This is a genomic window from Halorubrum sp. SS7 (genome assembly GCF_005435055.1).
Lineage (GTDB): Archaea > Halobacteriota > Halobacteria > Halobacteriales > Haloferacaceae > Halorubrum > Halorubrum salinarum.
In genome coordinates this window covers 301360-317733 of record NZ_SGXV01000002.1, presented here as the reverse complement: position 1 = coordinate 317733, position 16374 = coordinate 301360, and the positions used below count along the sequence as shown (strand labels likewise).

The 16374-nt window shown below is 71.4% G+C and carries 19 protein-coding genes; 9 read left to right on the top strand and 10 right to left on the bottom strand.

Going from position 1 to position 16374, the window contains the following annotated elements; translation table 11 throughout:
- Positions 1 to 8 precede the first annotated feature (8 nt).
- Complete coding sequence (locus EXE44_RS04060; protein ID WP_053772605.1) at positions 9 to 362, bottom strand: hypothetical protein; 354 nt, start codon at positions 360 to 362, stop codon at positions 9 to 11.
- A gap of 111 nt (positions 363 to 473) precedes the next feature.
- On the opposite strand from EXE44_RS04060, the gene EXE44_RS04055 reads away from it, so the two are divergent.
- The 4 genes from EXE44_RS04055 (at position 474) to EXE44_RS04040 (ending at position 3453) form a co-directional block, all read left to right on the top strand.
- The gene (locus EXE44_RS04055) at positions 474 to 986 is read left to right on the top strand and encodes a helix-turn-helix domain-containing protein (RefSeq protein WP_053772606.1); all 513 of its coding nucleotides are present in this window, start codon (positions 474 to 476) and stop codon (positions 984 to 986) included.
- Between the two features lie 99 nt (positions 987 to 1085).
- Positions 1086 to 1943, top strand: a complete 858-nt coding sequence (locus EXE44_RS04050; RefSeq protein WP_137716064.1) for a sulfite exporter TauE/SafE family protein — start codon at positions 1086 to 1088, stop codon at positions 1941 to 1943.
- A gap of 103 nt (positions 1944 to 2046) precedes the next feature.
- Positions 2047 to 2736 carry an SCO family protein gene (locus EXE44_RS04045; protein ID WP_137716063.1) on the top strand — a complete coding sequence of 230 codons (690 nt, stop codon included), beginning with the start codon at positions 2047 to 2049 and terminating at the stop codon, positions 2734 to 2736.
- Between the two features lie 90 nt (positions 2737 to 2826).
- Positions 2827 to 3453: a DJ-1/PfpI family protein gene (locus EXE44_RS04040; RefSeq protein ID WP_137716062.1), complete on the top strand. Its 627-nt coding sequence runs from the start codon at positions 2827 to 2829 to the stop codon at positions 3451 to 3453.
- Positions 3454 to 3471: 18 nt separating this feature from the next.
- Here EXE44_RS04040 and EXE44_RS04035 read toward each other — a convergent pair whose 3' ends face one another.
- Together EXE44_RS04035 and EXE44_RS04030 are read right to left on the bottom strand one after the other, a co-directional pair.
- Positions 3472 to 3936, bottom strand: a complete 465-nt coding sequence (locus EXE44_RS04035) for a universal stress protein (protein ID WP_121564224.1) — start codon at positions 3934 to 3936, stop codon at positions 3472 to 3474.
- Between the two features lie 60 nt (positions 3937 to 3996).
- Positions 3997 to 4974 carry an aldo/keto reductase gene (locus EXE44_RS04030; RefSeq protein ID WP_137716061.1) on the bottom strand — a complete coding sequence of 326 codons (978 nt, stop codon included), beginning with the start codon at positions 4972 to 4974 and terminating at the stop codon, positions 3997 to 3999.
- A 135-nt stretch (positions 4975 to 5109) separates the two neighbouring features.
- On the opposite strand from EXE44_RS04030, the gene EXE44_RS04025 reads away from it, so the two are divergent.
- A complete protein-coding gene (locus EXE44_RS04025; protein ID WP_137716060.1) occupies positions 5110 to 5751 on the top strand; it encodes a ribonuclease HI family protein in 642 nt (213 codons plus the stop codon).
- 21 nt (positions 5752 to 5772) lie between these two features.
- On the opposite strand, the gene EXE44_RS04020 is transcribed toward EXE44_RS04025, so the two are convergent.
- The gene (locus EXE44_RS04020; protein ID WP_137716059.1) at positions 5773 to 6123 is read right to left on the bottom strand and encodes a hypothetical protein; all 351 of its coding nucleotides are present in this window, start codon (positions 6121 to 6123) and stop codon (positions 5773 to 5775) included.
- A gap of 58 nt (positions 6124 to 6181) precedes the next feature.
- Complete coding sequence (gene trmB, locus EXE44_RS04015; protein WP_137716058.1) at positions 6182 to 7234, bottom strand: HTH-type sugar sensing transcriptional regulator TrmB; 1053 nt, start codon at positions 7232 to 7234, stop codon at positions 6182 to 6184.
- 206 nt (positions 7235 to 7440) lie between these two features.
- Between trmB and EXE44_RS04010 the strand changes: the two genes are divergently transcribed.
- From EXE44_RS04010 to EXE44_RS03995, 4 genes are all read left to right on the top strand, one after another.
- Positions 7441 to 8511 carry a mechanosensitive ion channel family protein gene (locus EXE44_RS04010; RefSeq protein ID WP_137716057.1) on the top strand — a complete coding sequence of 357 codons (1071 nt, stop codon included), beginning with the start codon at positions 7441 to 7443 and terminating at the stop codon, positions 8509 to 8511.
- A gap of 43 nt (positions 8512 to 8554) precedes the next feature.
- Positions 8555 to 10180 carry an MATE family efflux transporter gene (locus EXE44_RS04005; RefSeq protein WP_137716056.1) on the top strand — a complete coding sequence of 542 codons (1626 nt, stop codon included), beginning with the start codon at positions 8555 to 8557 and terminating at the stop codon, positions 10178 to 10180.
- Between the two features lie 141 nt (positions 10181 to 10321).
- Positions 10322 to 10639, top strand: a complete 318-nt coding sequence (locus EXE44_RS04000) for a DUF6516 family protein (protein ID WP_137695091.1) — start codon at positions 10322 to 10324, stop codon at positions 10637 to 10639.
- A gap of 29 nt (positions 10640 to 10668) precedes the next feature.
- Positions 10669 to 11076: a transcriptional regulator gene (locus EXE44_RS03995; RefSeq protein WP_137716055.1), complete on the top strand. Its 408-nt coding sequence runs from the start codon at positions 10669 to 10671 to the stop codon at positions 11074 to 11076.
- Positions 11077 to 11211: 135 nt separating this feature from the next.
- Here EXE44_RS03995 and EXE44_RS03990 read toward each other — a convergent pair whose 3' ends face one another.
- From EXE44_RS03990 to EXE44_RS03970, 5 genes are all read right to left on the bottom strand, one after another.
- Positions 11212 to 11439 (bottom strand): hypothetical protein, encoded by a 228-nt coding sequence (locus EXE44_RS03990; protein WP_053772616.1) that lies wholly within the window; start codon positions 11437 to 11439, stop codon positions 11212 to 11214.
- Between the two features lie 100 nt (positions 11440 to 11539).
- Positions 11540 to 12742, bottom strand: a complete 1203-nt coding sequence (locus EXE44_RS03985) for a DUF418 domain-containing protein (RefSeq protein ID WP_137716054.1) — start codon at positions 12740 to 12742, stop codon at positions 11540 to 11542.
- Between the two features lie 90 nt (positions 12743 to 12832).
- Entirely contained in the window at positions 12833 to 13897 is a 1065-nt protein-coding gene (locus EXE44_RS03980; RefSeq protein ID WP_137716053.1) for a Gfo/Idh/MocA family protein, read from the bottom strand.
- Between the two features lie 110 nt (positions 13898 to 14007).
- Entirely contained in the window at positions 14008 to 14541 is a 534-nt protein-coding gene (locus EXE44_RS03975) for a hypothetical protein (protein WP_137716052.1), read from the bottom strand.
- Positions 14542 to 14613: 72 nt separating this feature from the next.
- Positions 14614 to 16320, bottom strand: coding sequence for a thiamine pyrophosphate-binding protein (locus tag EXE44_RS03970; protein WP_137716051.1), 1707 nt, complete (start codon positions 16318 to 16320; stop codon positions 14614 to 14616).
- Positions 16321 to 16374: the final 54 nt, after the last annotated feature.

Here is a 16374-nt window from a genome sequence, read left to right as displayed (position 1 = left end):
CGCTCGGCTCAGTCCGAGGCGGCGTCGTCGCCGACCGCGCCGGGCGCGTGGGCGTACACCGCATAGAGGACGGTCGCGGCGATGAGGAAGTCCAGGCTGTGCGCGAGGAGGTGGTGGACCGGCATCGGCACGGCTCCCAGAACGGTCCCGACGCCGACCACCGACCGAGCCAGGAGCGCGCCGACGGCGAGGGAGATCAGTCGGTACTGCGCCTGCCGGCGGCGTCGGTAGGCGGCGAGGCTGACGGCGAAGAGGAGACTCGTCCCGAGTCCGGCGGCGACCACGACCGCCAGGATCGGCAGCGACCCCTCCACGGACCATCCGGCGAGCGCCGACACCGACCCCGAGAGCGACTGCGTCACACCGGCCCTTGGGAGCCGACCGACAAGAAGACGTGCCCCGCCGCCGTTCCCAGAGCGAGAGACCGCACGGGCGCCTTTTATTCCGAGCGGGGGTAGGTCGATCCCCCGAAAATGGCGGACACCAGAGACAGGATCCGACGCCACGTCCGCGACGCCCCCGGCGTCCACTTCAACCGGATCGGCCGCGAGCTCGACATCGCGACCGGACAGGCGCAGTACCACCTCCGCCGGCTCGTCCGGGACGGCGAGCTCGCGGTCGAACGCATCGGCGGGCGCGCGCACTACTTCGATCCGGCGGTCGATCCGTGGGACCGGCGGACGCTCGCGTTTCTCAGGCGGGAGACGGCCCGCGAGATCGTCGTCAGGCTCCACGCCGACGGCCCAACCCGGCCGGCGGCGCTCGCCGGTGACCTCGACCTCGCGAAGAGCACGGTGTCGTGGCACGTCTCGACGCTCGCGGACCACGGGATCGTCGAGAAGTCCCCCGACCGGCCGATGACCGTCGCGCTGGCGCGTCCGGACCGGACGGCCGCGCTCCTCGACGAGGTGTCGCCGTCGCTGCCCGACCGGCTCGTCGACCGCTTTGTCCGCACGGTCGACTCGCTCCTCGACGCCGAGGGGTGACGGCGTGGGCGCCGGGCGAGGGGATCGGCGTGAACCGGGCTCGCGCCCGTTCGCCGATCACACCAGATCGGTTAGCGACCCTGCGGTCGTTGATCCGGTATGGACGTCCTCATCGATACCGGGGCGCTTCGACTCGTCGACGCCGTCGGAACGGCGACCTGTGAGCCGAGCGGCTCCCTGTACGCGACCGAGTCGCTCGGCATCGGCGTCTTCCTGCTCGTCGGACTGCTCGGCGGCGCGCACTGTCTCGGCATGTGTGGCCCGCTCGTCACCACCTACGCCGATCGGATGCGGTCCAGGCAGGCCGGCGGCGGTCGCGGGCGAGACGACGACCTCACCCTCCGCCAGGTGCGCCAGCACGCGCTCTTCAACCTCGGACGCACGGCGAGCTACGCGACCCTCGGCGGGGCCTTCGGTCTCGCCGGCAGCCTCGCGTTCGTCACGGGGCGGACGGTCACCGGCGTCGCCGACGACGTCCACGCGCTCACCGGCATCTTCGTCGGCGGGGTGATCATCGCCGTCGGCGCGCGCTACGCGCTCCGCCTCCGGCTGGAGTCCGTCCCGATACCGGGGTTCGACCGGGCGGCGAGCGCGGTGAGCGACCGGATCGTCGCCCGCGTCGACGCGTGGGTCGGAGACTGGCGGATCGTCGGCCTGGGGGCGGCGCACGGCTTTCTCCCGTGCCCGCTCCTGTACCCGGCCTTCCTCTACGCGTTCGTCCAGGGGAGCGCGCTCGGGGGAACGGTCGCGCTCGGTGCCCTCGGCCTCGGCACCGTGCCGTCGCTGCTGCTTTTCGGTACGGTGTTCGGGTCGATGCGTCTCGAAACGCGGCTGCGGATCCACCGGGTGCTCGGCGTCGCCTTCGTAGCCCTTGGATACGTCCCGCTCCAGCACGGGCTCGCGACGCTCGGCGTGCCGCTGCCGCACCCGCCGATCCCGTACTACACCCCGTTTTGACTCGGGCGACCGACTCGCCGCGCGCGCTCCCGCGTGACCCGGGCCGCTCGCGTTCGTCGATCGCACCAGACGCGTTATGCGCCGCTCGCCCCTTCGCTCGGGTATGAACCGACGAACGCTGCTCGCCGGCGTCGGAACGGCCGCCGCCGGCTCCGTCGCGGGCTGTACGTCGCGCCTGTTCGGTGGAAGCCCGGACGACGTCGTGCTCGATCCGCAGTCGGACCAGCTCGCGGACAGCGAGGACCTCGCGTATCCCGCGTACGGCCAGCCGCTCCCGTCGTTCGAGCTGCCGGCTCCCCTCGCGGACGAGACGTTCGACAGCGACGAGCTCGACCGGACCGCCCTCGTGACCGGCGTGTTCACGTTCTGTCCCGCGGAGTGTTCGATCCTCCTCCGCCAGTGGGCGACGGTACAGCGCCGCGTCGCGGCGGCGGGGCTGACCGACGACACGTACTTTATCCCGATCACGTTCGATCCGGAGCGCGACGACGCGGCGGCGCTCCGCGACAACGCCGAGTCGATCGGCGCCGACCTCGAGGCGGGCAACTGGCTCTACCTGCGGCCGGAGACGCCGGCTCGCGCGAAGGCGGTGGTCGAGGACCGACTGGGGATCGGCTTCGAGCGGACGACGGAGAGCGACCGCCTCCCGGGCTACGACTTCACCCACCTCGTCGTGACCCTGCTCGTCAACCCCGACGGCGTGGTCGAACGGGCCTACCGCGGCGAGCGGATCGACCCGGAGCGCGTCGCGGGAGACATGGAGCGCGTCGTCGCCGCGTTCGACGACGAGTGACGCCCCGTCGAACGCTCAGACCGACGCGCGGCCGGGACCCCGCTCGACCGGAGGGGAACGCACAAGCCGTCCGCCGCCCTCCGGAGCGGTATGAACGTCGACGTGCTGTTATACGACGGGTTCGACGAACTCGACGGCATCGGGCCGTACGAGGTGTTCGACTACGCGCTCGGCTACGCCGCCGCGGACGGCGAGCGCGCCGGCCGCGTCAGGTACGTCACGCTCGACGAGCGAGAGACGGTGACCGCGAGCCACGGGACCCGCGTGGGCGTGGACGGAGTCCTTCCCGACCCCGAGTCGGCCGACGCGCCCGACCTGCTCGTCGTCCCCGGCGGCGGCTGGAGCGCGCGCGACGAGGACGCGAGCGCCTGGGCGGAGGCCCAGAAGGGCGACGTGCCGCGCGCGCTCGCCGGCCACCACGAGGCCGGCACCCGAATCGCCTCGGTGTGTACCGGATCGATGCTGCTCGCGGAGGCGGGCGTCACCGACGGCCGCCGGGCCGTGACGCACGCGTCGGCGGTCGAGGAGCTCCGCGAGTCGGGCGCCGAGGTCGTCGACGCCCGCGTCGTCGACGACGGCGACCTGCTGTCCGCGGGCGGCGTCACCTCCGGGATCGACCTGGCGCTGTACGTCGTCGGGCGCGAGTTCGGCGAGGAGGTCGCCGATCGGGTGGCGACCGTCATCGAGTACGAGCGACGGTACGAGGTAGCCGAGTAGGCCGGACCGCGCGAGGGCTCAGTCGTCGTCCTCCGGCAGCGGCGGGCCCTCGTCGTCGACCTCGTTGGTCGTGATCCCGCCGTCGGCGTCGACGGTGATCACGGTACAGTCGAGCTCGCCGCGGAGGAAGGAGTCGATGTCGGGGTCGGAGAGCAGCTTCTGGACCATCCGCCGCCACCGGCCGGCCTGCTTCGATCCGATGACGACCACGTCGGCGCCCTCAGCCACGACCTCTTCGAGGATCGTCTCCTCGACGAGGAAGCCGCGGCGGACGACGTAGCGCGCGCGGTCGACCCGACCGATTCGCTCCTCGACGGCGCGCTTGAGGTCGCTGCGCGAGACGCCCCCGGAGCGCTGGTACAGGTCGACGTGGAGGATCGTGAGGTCCGCGTCGCGCTCCTCGGCGACGCGGGTCGCCTCTCGGAGCGTCGCCGCCGAGTGCGACGAGGGAGGGAACCGGACGGGGACCACGACGAGCGTCATGTCAGACCGGTCGCGCTCGGGACGTAAATACGCTGTCGATGTGGCGTCCGCGCGGGCGCGTCAGCTGTGGCCGTCTATCGGCACCGGCTCGTACGGCTCGGCCAGCCAGTCGAGGTCCGAGTCGGAGAGGTCGACGTCGAGCGCCTCGACGGCGTCGACGACGTACTCCGGCTTCCGCGCGCCGACGATGGGGGCGTCGACCGCGTCCTGATGGAGGAGCCACGCCAGCGCGATCTGCGCCATCTTGACGCCCTTCTCGGCGGCGAGCTCCGCGACGCGCTCGTTTATCTCCCGCCCGCCGCCGGCCGCGTACGTCTTCAGGCGCTCGTGGAGGTACCGGTCGGTCTCGCCCCGGACCGTCGCCTCCAGTTCGTCGTGCGGCCGCGTGAGGTACCCGCGGGCGAGCGGGCTCCACGGGATCAGCCCCACGTCCCGATTCTCGCAGAGGGGGACCATCTCGCGCTCCTCCTCGCGGTACGCGAGGTTGTAGTGGTTCTGCATGGTGACGAACGGCTCGCGGCCGCCCCGCTCGGCCGCGTGGCACGCCTCGGCGAACTGGTGGGCCCACATCGACGAGGCGCCGACGTGGCGCACGTCCCCGCGGCGGACGGCGTCGTCGAGCGTCCGCAGCGTCTCCTCGATGGGCGTCTCCTCGTCCCAGCGGTGAATCTGGTAGAGGTCGACCGTATCGGTCCCGAGCCGGTCGAGGCTGTTCGCCAGCTCCTGTTCGATCGCCTTCCGGGAGAGCCCGCCGGAGTTCGGGTCCTCGTCGTCCATCTGGAAGTACACCTTCGTCGCGATCACCTGTCGGTCGCGGTCGTAGCCGTCGAGCGCCTCGCCGAGCACGCGCTCGCTCTCTCCCCCGTTGTAGGCGTTCGCGGTGTCGAAGAAGTTGATCCCGTGGTCGATCGCGGTGTCGACGACCTCCTGTGCCTCCTCGGCCGAGAGGTGCCAGTCCGCGTCGCCGCCGAAGGTGTTCGTCCCGATGCCTATCCGGCTCACCTTCGTCCCGGACCCGCCGAGCGTCGTGTACTCCATACGGCGGCCACGCGCGGCGGGGAGGAAGGCGTTCCGCTCGCGGCCGCTCCGCCGGGGCGCCCGCGCCTTTTTGTCTCGGCGGTCGAACCCGTTGGTGATGGACCGACAGGGAGCGCGCCGGACGACGGAGGAGTGATGGACCGACTCCCCACGGAGGGGCTCTCGCCGCTCGCGAGTCGCGTCGACGAGGTGCTGGCGCGGTACGGGTACGAGATCGGCCCCGCCATCGACGCGATCGACGCGGCCGTGTCCGGCTACGGCGGCCTGTTCGACCCGGGGACCGGCGACGGCGAGATCCGGACCGCCGTCGAGGCGGTCCTCGCCGCCGACCCGCCGGCCGAGGAGCGCGGCTCGTGGGGCTCCGACGACGGCGCCGCCGTCCTCTACGTCGACGGGAGCGCCCGCGGGAACCGGGGGCCGGCGGGGGCGGGCGCCGTGTTGCGGACCGACGGCGAGCAGGCGGTCCGGCTGGGGCGACCGGTCGGCATGGCGGGGAACAACGTCGCGGAGTACGCCGCGCTCCACATGGGGCTGGAGGCGCTGGCCGCGCGCTGCGACCCGGCCGCCGTCGAGGTCCGCATCGACTCGCGGACCGTCATCGACGACGTCTGGGGCGCTGGCGACGGCGTCGCGTCGGCCGCGCCGTACAGGCCGGCGATCCGGGAGCGGGTCGCGGCGCTGTCCGCCTGCGAGTGGACGCACCTGGCCGACAGCGACCCCAACCCGGCGGACGCGCGGGCCGCGGTCGGCGCCGACATCGCGGCGCTCGGCCCGTGATCCGAGCCGGCGGTCAGTCCCTCACGACCCGTCTCGGTCGCCGTCGGGGGCGACGAGGTCGTCGTCGCCCCTCGGCGCTTCGAGCCGGACCGGGTGGTTCGCGTGCCGCGCGTGGGTCCGCGCCCAGCGCCGGGCGGGCCGCTCCGCCAGGAAGCGCTCGCCGTCCGGGCAGCGCTCGCACCGAGCGATCCACGGGGTCACGTCGTCCGGGTAGTGACCGGTGTGGCGCTCGTGGTCGATCGCGAACTGCTCGACCGCGTGGCCGCCGGGGTCGAGGCCGTCGACCTCGCGGTCGAGGTCCCACTCGCGGCCGCACCGCTCGCAGGAGACGGTCGGTACCGCCCGGTCGTCGTCGGACGCGTCGTCGGTCACGGGGACGCTTCGGACCGCACGCACTTGAACGGCGACCGCGCGGCGCCCGGGCCCCGACTCACAGCGCCGGCGGCTCGCCGCGGCCGATCACGATCTCCTGGCCCTCGACGTCCTCCAAGGCGGCGACGCGGCCCCCGATCTCGACGCGCCCCTCGTCGGTCTCGACGACGAGCGAGGCGACCTCCTCGGTGTCGACGAACGCCACGTCGACCACCTTCCCGCGGACCGTCACCTCCTCGCCGGTCTCGATGTCGCGCCCCTCGACGGTGGCGTAGAACTCCTCGCCGTCGAACTCCCGCACGTCCTTCACGGCGCGGCGGATCGAGGCGTAGCGGCGCGGGAAGGGCCGCTCCGCTCCGTCGGTGGCCAGCGTCTCGGCGGTCGTCCACAGGACGGTGCCGAAGAAGCCCGAGACGAGGAAGCCGAGCGCGGACCGGTTGAAGATGACGCCGTAGCGCTCGCGGTCGTCGCGCAGCGCGTCCTGCGTGGCGTACACGGAGTACTCGCCGTCGCCGACCGCGAGGACCGGCGTGGTGATTCCTCGGCGAGCGCGCGCGATGGTCGCGACCTCGAGGTAGTCGAACTCCGCCGGGTCGGGCGCGTTCGACGCGGGCGTGACGAGCAGCTCGACGCTGACGCCCGCCGCGACCTTCGCGGCGAGCTCGTCGCGGAACCGCCGGAGGAGCCCGGGCGTGAGCGACACCGCGAGCTCGTACTCCGCGTTCTCGATCACCTCCTCGATGTACCGGAGGATCGTCGAGCGCGACTTCACGAGCGACACCGCCTCGGTCTCCCTGGTCGGCGCGGTGTAGCGGGCCTCGAGCTCGTCGACCATCTCCGCGAACGACGAGCGGAGCTCGCCGAACGCGTCGTCGGGGTCGACGGCAACGATCTTCATCGGGCGGGACTCGCGGAGCTCGACGAGCCCGCGGTCCGAGAGGCTCCGGACCGTGTCGTACACCCGCGGCTGCGGGATGTCGGTCCGGTCGGCGATGTCGCTCGCCGTCAGCTCCCCGTGTTCCAACACCGCGAGGTACGCGTCGATCTCGTATTCGCCGAGGTTGAACCGGTCCCCGACGCGGTCGAGGGTGTCCCGGAGGTCGTCCGTCATGTACAGACGATCGGGGGCGGGGATTATAGCTTTTTACTATGAGCCGAGTTGTACGCGTTTTCAGAGTTCGCTCCCTCGCCCCGCCGCCCGACCGCTCACACGTACGTCCGGTCGTAGTCCCCGGCGCGGGTGCGGCCGAGGCGGCGCGCCCGCCGTCGCCGGCCGCGGGGAGAAACGCTTTTTCCGATGGCCGTCCGCGGGTCTCCATGGTCTTCCCGGAGGCGACGGCGGTCGCCGGCGTCGCGTCGCGGCTCGCCGGCCTCGGGTCTCAACTCGCCGACCTGCCGGGAGCGGGGCTGTTGACCGTCGTCGCGTCCGTCGCGGTCGGCGTCGTCCTCGCGAACTTCCTCGTCCGGCTGATCGGTCGCCCCGTGGCCCGGCGGGTGTCGCGGCAGAGCGTCGCGCAGACGATCGTCCGCGGCGTCCGGGCGGGGACGATCGCGGCCGCCCTGCTCGTCGGCCTCAGCGCGGCCGGCTTCCAGTTCGAGGAGCTCCTCCTCGGGACGGCGGTGTTCTCGGCCGTCATCGGTATCGTCCTCGCGCCGCTGGTGGGGAACTTCATCAACGGCGTCTTCATCCTCGCGGACCAGCCGTTCGAGATCGGCGACATGATCGAGTTGGAGGACGGGACCGCGGGGTTCGTCGAGGACATCACGATCCGCTACACGAAGATCTTCACCGTCGACAACACCTTCCTCGTCGTGCCGAACGGCACGATGCGCGAGCGCGACGTGACGAACCTCTCGGCCGAAGACGAGCGGACCCGCCGCTCTATCGACGTGCTGGTCACCTACGAGAGCGACATCCCGGAGGCGCGGCGGCTGATCGAGATGGCGGCGCGCGACTGCGACGCTGTCATCGACGGCGGCCCCGACATCCGGATCGGCGTTGCCCGGTACATGGCGGGCCCGGACTGTCGGCTCCACGAGTTCGCGGACGACGGGATCCTCCTCCGGCTGCGGTACTGGGTGAAGAAGCCGTACAAGCTCGCGAAGGTCCAGTCGGACGTGAACACCGAGATCCGCGAGCGGCTCGCGGACGCCGACGTGGAGATGGCGTACCCGCACCGGCACCTCGTCTTCGACGACACGTCGGGCGTCGCCCGCGTCGACGCCGGGAGCGAGGCGCCGCGGGCCGCCGCCCCCGACGCGCCGGCGGCAGACGCGTCGGAGATCGGCGACGGCGCGGGCTCGGACGCCGCCGGCGACGGCGCCGCCCGAGGCGGCGTCGACCCCGACCCCGACCGCGGCGACGTGAGCGGCGGCGGGGCCGGGTAACCGGATCGGAAGCCTGATAGAGCGCCCCCGGCGTGTTACGGCAGTGAGCGACGAGCCCGCTGCCGACCCCGACGGCTCCTCCGCCGACGGTTCCCCCGACGACCCCTCCGGCGACCGGCCGGACGACGGCGTCGCCGGGCCGTCGGGCGATCCCGACGACGACGGCCCCCTCGACGACGAGTCGATCACCGAGGGGAGCCTCCTCCGGCCGCTGTTCCGACTGGCGTGGCCGATCGTCGTCATCCAGCTGCTACAGGTCACGTACAACATCGTCGACACCCTCTACCTCGGCCGCCTCTCCGCAGAGGCCGTCGGCGCGATCAGCCTCGCGTTCCCGCTCATCTTCCTGCTGATCGCGGTCGCCGGCGGCTTCACGACCGCGGGCGCGATCCTCGTCGCGCAGTACACGGGCGCCGACGGCGACGGGTCCGCCGGCCTCGTGGCCGGACAGACCATCTTCACCGTCTCGGTGCTGTCCGTGCTCATCGGCATCGGCGGGTACTTCTACACCCGGCCGGCCCTGGAGATACTGCCGAGCGACGCCGACACCGCGGCGACGGTGATCCCGCTCGCGGCCGACTACATGGAGGTGATCTTCGCCGGGATCCCCCTGATGTTCGGCTTCTTCGTCTTCTCGGCGCTGATGCGCGGCTACGGCGACACGCGGACGCCGATGGCGGTCATGTTCGTCTCCGTCCTGCTCAACGTCCTGCTGGACCCGTTCTTCATCTTCGGGTTCGACGGGAATCCGCTGTTCCAGTGGCTGGCCGCAGTGCCCGGCGTCGCCGCGCTCGACCCGGTCGCGCTGGAGGCGACCCTGCTCTCGGCGACCGGAATCACCGGAATCGGGATCAAGGGCGCCGCGCTCGCGACCATCCTCTCGCGGGGCGTCGCGACCGCCATCGGGCTCTGGATCCTGTTCGGCACCGGCTACGGCCCGAACGTGACGCTCGGTCACCTCGCGCCCGACCTCGACTTCATCCGCGACATCTTCCGGCTCGGCCTGCCGTCCAGCGTCGAGCAGACGACGAGCGCGCTCGCGATGATCACGCTCACCGCGATGATCGTCACGTTCTCGCCGCCGGTGGTCGCCGCCTACGGCCTCGGCAACCGCCTCATCTCGCTCGTCTTCCTGCCCGCGATGGGGCTCGGGCGCGCCATCGACACGATGGTCGGGCAGAACCTCGGCGCGGACCGCGCCGACCGCGCCGCCAAGGCGGTGAAGTTCGCCGCCACGACGGGCGCGGGCGTGATGTTCCTCGTCGCCGTCGTCGCCGTGGCGTTCACCGAGCCGATCGTCGGGGCGTTCCTCGGCGACGTGCCGGACGCGCCGGCGACGATCGGCTACGCGGTCGACTACGTCCGGATCCGGTCGGTCGAGTTCGCCTTCATCGGCGTCTCGCAGGTAATCTTAGGCGCGTTCCGCGGCGCGGGCAACACGAAGACCGCGATGGTCATCTCAATCGTCACCCTCTGGGTCGGCCGGGTCGCGAGCGTTGCCTACCTCGTGTTCGTGGCCGACTGGGGCGAGACCGGCGTGTGGGTCGGGATGGCGCTCGGGAACGTCCTCGGCGCGGCGGTCGGCGTCGCGTGGTTCTCGCGGGGGACGTGGACCGAACGCTACATCGACGACCCGGACCCCGGCGTCGACCCCGTCGGCGACGACTGACTGCGCCGGATCCGTTGTTTGAAGATCGGTAACTAACGGACAAGGAACATCTGAGGATCTCACTGACGGGCGACGTTCCCGTTCGGTGTTGGACTTCTGCCCAACGCTTATGCCGTTGGGTGGTGTCCCAACACGTAAGGGATGCCCTCAGAGGCGTTCTTCCAGTACACACACGTCGAAGCCGGCCTCGTCGAGAACGTCGTCCTTCGGCCGACCGACGACACCGAGACGTACCCCTCGGGCTGGAAGTACACCCTCCATCTGGGCACCCTCGACGATCTCACGCTCGTCCGGTACGACAACTCCCACGAGGATACCAAGGGACACGAACATCACACCGCAGCGGGCGATCTCGACGGCGTCGGATTCCCTGGAATGGAGGAGCTGCTCGTCGAGTTCTGGGCGAGTGCGGACGAGTACTGGGACGTTGTCGGCGGCGACCCACCCCGACCGCACTGATCGAACACCCTCCGACCCACACCTCAACCATGACCACACTCCACATCACCGTCGGCGACCGAGAACAGCTCCGTGAGGACGCACTCCAGTTCGTCCAAGACGTCGAGGACGACGACCAGGACGGAAAAGCGACGCTCCAGTTCGGAACCTACGACGACTTCGTCGACAGTCTCACGCCGCTCCGCCTGAATCTCATCCGAGCGATCGCCGAGGAAGCTCCCGAGAGCATGCGCGAAGCGGCGCGGCTCGTCGAGAGGGACGTGTCTGACGTCCACTCTGACCTGAAGCAGCTGGAAGTACTGGGTATCCTTACGCTCGAAGAGGGCGGGCCCGGCGGCGCGATACAACCGGTCGTCCCGTTCGATCGAATCGAAGTCCACATCGACTACCCACTCATCGATGACGGCGATGCCGACGGCGCCCCCGCGAGCGCGTAGTCGGTTCGTCTCAAGCCGGGAAGGTCCTCAGCGATCAATTCGCACTCTTCAGCGACCAGCCGTGTCAGACGAGTATATGTCTTGAGAAGAGATTTCAACGCCGTTGACGCTCCGCATAACCGATCCCCTGTGCGCTCAGTGCCTGAACAGGTAGACTGCGTCGTCGTCGCGGAGCAGGCAGAACCGCGCGCCGTCGTTCTCGGGGAACGTGGTCCCCGCCTGCCGCGTGACGAAGAGCCGCGAGAAGACGTCGTCGCACACGGGACACGCCATCGCTTCCCTGTTCTCCCAGAGGCTCGTCCGGCCGGAGTCGCGGAGCTGTTTCAGTTCGTGGCGGTGATCGTGAACGTCGAAGCCGGTCATGGAGGGAGGTTCGGCGGCCGGGTGTTGAACGTGTCCTCGCGAGTCTCAGTTCGGAGAACGCGCGCGCTCGGACCGCGGTCGTCGAAGGGCGCAGCGCGGGTCAGCCCTCGAGGCGCATCGGCTGCGCCTCCCCGTAGGTGAGCGTCCGCCACACCCACTCGACCGGGCCGAACCGGAAGTACCGCAGCCAGAGCACCGAGAGCGGCACCTGAACCGCCCAGATGGCGACGACGATCCCCATCGCCTCGACGCGGCTGACGGAGCCGAACAGCCCGAGGCCGTGGCCGTAGAATATCGTCGTCGCGATCACCGTCTGGAGCAGGTAGTTCGTGAACGCGGTCCGGCCGACCGCGGCGAGCGCGCGGGTCACGATCCCCTCGCCGCGCCGCCGGACGAACAGCGTGACGAGCCCGACGTAGCCGCCGGCGACGAGGAGGCTCCCGACGTAGTTGAACTGCCGCCAGTACAGCGCGGCGCCCGCGCTCCAGTCGTTCGCCTCGATGTAGGCGACGCCCGCGACGACGATCGCGACGCCGACGACGCCGCCCGCGACGAGCCGCCGGTAGAACGCGGTCGAGCGCTCGCCGGTCAGCACGCCCCGCTTGTACAGCGCCATCCCGAGCAGCATGACGCCGCCGACCCGCCAGAAGCTCGACCCGATGAACCCGCTCGTCTGTCGCTGGAGCGAGGAGTCGACGCGGTGGCTCATCTGCTCGAGCCAGCCGCCGCGGTAGGCGGCCACCTGCTGCCGTATCGCGGCCTCCGAGGGCATCCACTGGCCGGCGATCGCCTCCCCGCCGATCGACACCGCCGCGAACAGTTCGATCGCGGGGACGAAGAGGAGGAAGATCCCGGCCAGCCCGGCGAGCCGGCGCGCGTCGAGGTCGCGGACGAACAGCAGGAAGATCCCGGTCAACCCGTACGTGACGAGGATGTCGCCGTACCACAGCAGGTACGCGTGGAGGAGTCCGATCGCGATCAGCACCGCGGTCCGGCGGAGGTGGAGGCGGACGGCGTCTTGCCCCTTCTCCTCTTTGCTCTCGATGAACAGGAGGACGCCGGCGCCGAACAGCGCCGAGAAGACTGTGATGAACTTCGACTGCGCGAACACGTGGCCGACGAACCACGTCCAGTAGTCGATCCCGGTGAAGTCGCCGTACACGTTGGGGTTGAGCAGGGTCTGCTCCGGCATCGAGAACACCCGGATGTTGATGACGAGGATGCCGAGCAGCGCGAACCCCCGGAGGGCGTCGAGGCTGGTGATGCGTTCGGAGGGCGGCGTCGGGCCGGGATCGCTGGTCACGAGTTGTCACCGGGAACGACCCCCAGCACCGAATAGGTTCCCATCGCGGAGGCCGTCGCCCGCCGGCCGACCGGTTCGATCGGGGCGCGGTCAGTCCAGTCGGACCGCCGCGCCGGTCTCGGAGGACCGGTAGATGGCGTCGATGACGCGCTGGACGCGGAGCCCCTCCTCGACGGTGTTGATCGCGGGCGCCTCGCCCGCGGCGACGGCTTCGAGGAACGTCGCCTGCTCCGCGGCGTGAGCGTCCCCCTCGCGCGTCTCCACGCTCGCGTCCGTGAGGTGGTGGCCGCCGCCCACGCCCGCCTCGTGGACGGTGAGGTCGTCGCTGCCGCGGTCGAACGTCGCCCCGGCCTCGGTGCCCCGGACGACGAACTCGTCGGTTGCCGGGCGGTTCGTCGCCCACGCTACCTCCAGCGACACCGTGGATCCGTCGGCGCCGCGGATGAACGCCGACGCCGAGTCGTCGACGTCGAACCCCTCCGATCCGGCGTCGTCGCCCCACATGTGGACGTACGCGTAGTCGTCGCGGCCGCCGAACTCCGAGCGCGTCTCGCCCGACACCTCGACGACCCCGGGGTGATCGAGGAAGTAGAGCGCGAGGTCGACCGCGTGGACGCCGATGTCGATGAGCGCGCCGCCCCCGGCCACGTCCGACGAGGTGAACCACGACCCCCGGCCGGGGACGCCGCGGCGCCGCACGTAGTTCGCCTCGACGTGCGTGGTCTCCCCGAACCGCCCCTCGTCCTGGTAGTGTTTGATCACCCGGACCGGCTCCGCGAACCGGTTGTTGAACCCGATCATACAGAACCCCTCGGCGTCGCGGGCGGCGTCGGCGATGCGCTCGGCGCTCGCTACCGTGTGCGCCAGCGGCTTCTCCAAGAGCACGTCGAGGCCGGCTTCCAGCGCCGAGGTCGCGTACTCCTCGTGGAAACGGTTCGGCGTGGTGACCAGCACGGCGTCGCACTCGTCATAGAGGGCCGCCTCGTCCTCGTACGCGGGGAGGCCGAACTCCTCGTGGAACCGCGCGCGGGCGTCGGCGTCGATGTCCATGCCGCCGACGAGGTTCGCGCCGCGTTCGACCAGCTTCGTCGCGTGGTGGGACCCGATGCCGCCGAGGCCGACGATGCCGACGGCGACGTCGTTCGGATGCGTCATGGCCGGAATTCACAACGAGTGTTGTTAAGGCTCACGTCCGGGCGAACGCGGTGGGACTCGGGGATTCGGTCGAGTGAGTCTCGGTCATAGAGGGACCGCGGGAGCCGCGGTCACGCCGCCGGGACCGCGACGAGGGCGGTCACCGCGGCGTCGACGACGACCGTCGCGGCGTCGGTCACCGACGGCGTGATTCCGAGTGCGGTCGTCACGGCGTCGACCGCCGCGGGCGACATCGAGTCGACGACGTCGAAGAGGCCGCCGATCGAGTCGGCGTTCTCGGCGAGGGCGTCCCGCGCGTCGATCAGGGCCCGGAACTGCTCCGGTTCGCGGGCGATCACGAAGCGACCGACCGTCGCGCCGGTCCCGAGGAAGGCGAGGAGGGCGAGCGCCCGCGAGATCGCGAGCAGCTTCAACAGGATCGGGAGCGCCAGCGCGAGCGCGAGCGCGGCGACGACCCCCGTGACGACCGCGCCCAGCGAACCGCCGTCGGCGAGGTCGACGACGCCCGCTCCGGAGAGGAGGACGAACCCGCCGACGAAGAGGGCCAGCGATCCCCACATGAACAGTGCCAGCAGGCGGACGGGACCGTCGTAACCGCCGCCGGCGTCGTCCGGCACGTCGTCGTGGACCCACGGGTTGCGCATACGCGCAGTCGGGAGTAGACCCTGATATAGTTCGCTTCAGATCTCGGAAACGCCGGGCGTGAAACGGAGCGGCTATTCGCCGGGGCGAGGCCCGGTCATCCACTCGCTCGCCTGCGGCTCGCCCGGGTCGGTGACGACCTCCACGAGTGCCGGTCCATCCCGCTCGCGAGCGCGCTCCACGGCGTCGCCGACCGCGTCGCGGTCGCGGACGCGCTCGGCGGGCAGCCCCATCCCGGACGCGACCGCGACGAGGTCGAGGCCGGTCTCCGCCCAGCCGTAGCTCCCCTCGGGGAACTCGTAGGAGCGCTCCGCCTCCTCGCTGATGATCGCGTAGTCGTCGTTGTTGAGCGCGACGACGGTCACGTCGATCCCCTCGCTCGCCAGGGTGTGGAGCTCGTGGACGCACATCATGAGCCCCCCGTCGCCGGTGAGCGCGACGACGTCGCGCTCCGGGTTCGCCAGCTTGGCCCCGATCGCCGAGGGGAGCCCGGTCCCCATCGTCGCCCACGAGCCCGGGTTGACGTACGACCGCGGCCCCGCGGCCGGGAACGAGACGAGCGTCCACAGCCGGAACCCGCCCGCGTCGGCGGTGACGACCGCGTCCTCGGGTATCGCGTCGCGCACCGCGGAGAGCACCTCGACGGACCGGAGCGGATCGTCGGAACCGCTGTCCTCGGAGAGCGCTTCGAACCGATCGCGGTCGGCCGCGCGGACGGCCTCGGCGCGCGCGGCGCCGGAGCGCTCGCGGGCCGCCGGGCGCACCTCGTCGAGCGCGCCGTCGAGGTCGCGCAGGAAGCGGTCGGCGTCGGCGACGACGCCGAGGTCGGCGTCGTAGCCGAACCCCACGTCGTCGCCGTCGAGCGTGACGTGGATCAGCCTCTCCGGCATCGAGACGGACCACGAGGCGGTCGCGACCGCGTCGAGGTCGGAGCCGACGACGAGGCCAACGTCCGCGCAGGCGAGCAGGTCGCGGAGGTCCGCGCTCGCGCCGCCGCAGAGGACGCCGGCCGAGAGGGGGTGCGTCTCCGGCAGGGTCCCCTTCCCCTTGTACGTCGTCACGACGGGAGCGTCCAGACTCTCGGCGACCGAGCGGAGCGCCTCGCTCGCGCCCGAGCGCCTGACCCCGCCGCCGGCGAGGACGACCGGCGACGCCGCGTCGACCAAGCGGTCCGCGGCGTCTCGCACCGCGTCCGGGGGAGCGGTCGGCGGCGGCGAGGGGTCGCGGTCGCCGACGGCCGGTTGGGGGGTTCGGCCCGCGAGCACGTCTTTCGGGATCCCGACGCGGACCGGCCCCTGCGGGTGTTCGCGCGCGGTGCGGATCGCCTCGACGACCGCCGGGACCGCGCCGGCGGGCGAGTCGACGAGGACGTTCTCCTTGACGACGGTGTCGTACGTCTCGGGCGGCGTCTCGTGGATGCCGTCGCCGCCGCGGACCGACCGCTCGGTCTCCACGGCGAGGTGGAGCAGCGGGACGCAGTCGTTCAGGGCGTTCTTCAGCCCGTTCATCGCGTTCGTGTCGCCGGGCCCGGGGACGACGCAGGTGGCCGCCATCGCGCCCGGCTGGCTCGACTCGGCGTACCCCCACGCCTCGTGCGGAACGGCCGTCTCGTGGCGGGCGACGACGAACCGCGCGTCGCGGTCGGCGAGCGCCCGGTTAAGCGGGAGGGTCTGCTTGCCGGGGATACCGAAGACGGTGTCGACGCCGCGGTTGAGCATGGCGTCGACGACCGCCTCGGCGACGGTCGGGTGCGTCTCGTCGGCGGGTTCGTCCGCGTCCATACCGCGAACTCGACCGAGCGGGTGTTGAAGCCTTCGACGCCGACGGGGACCGCG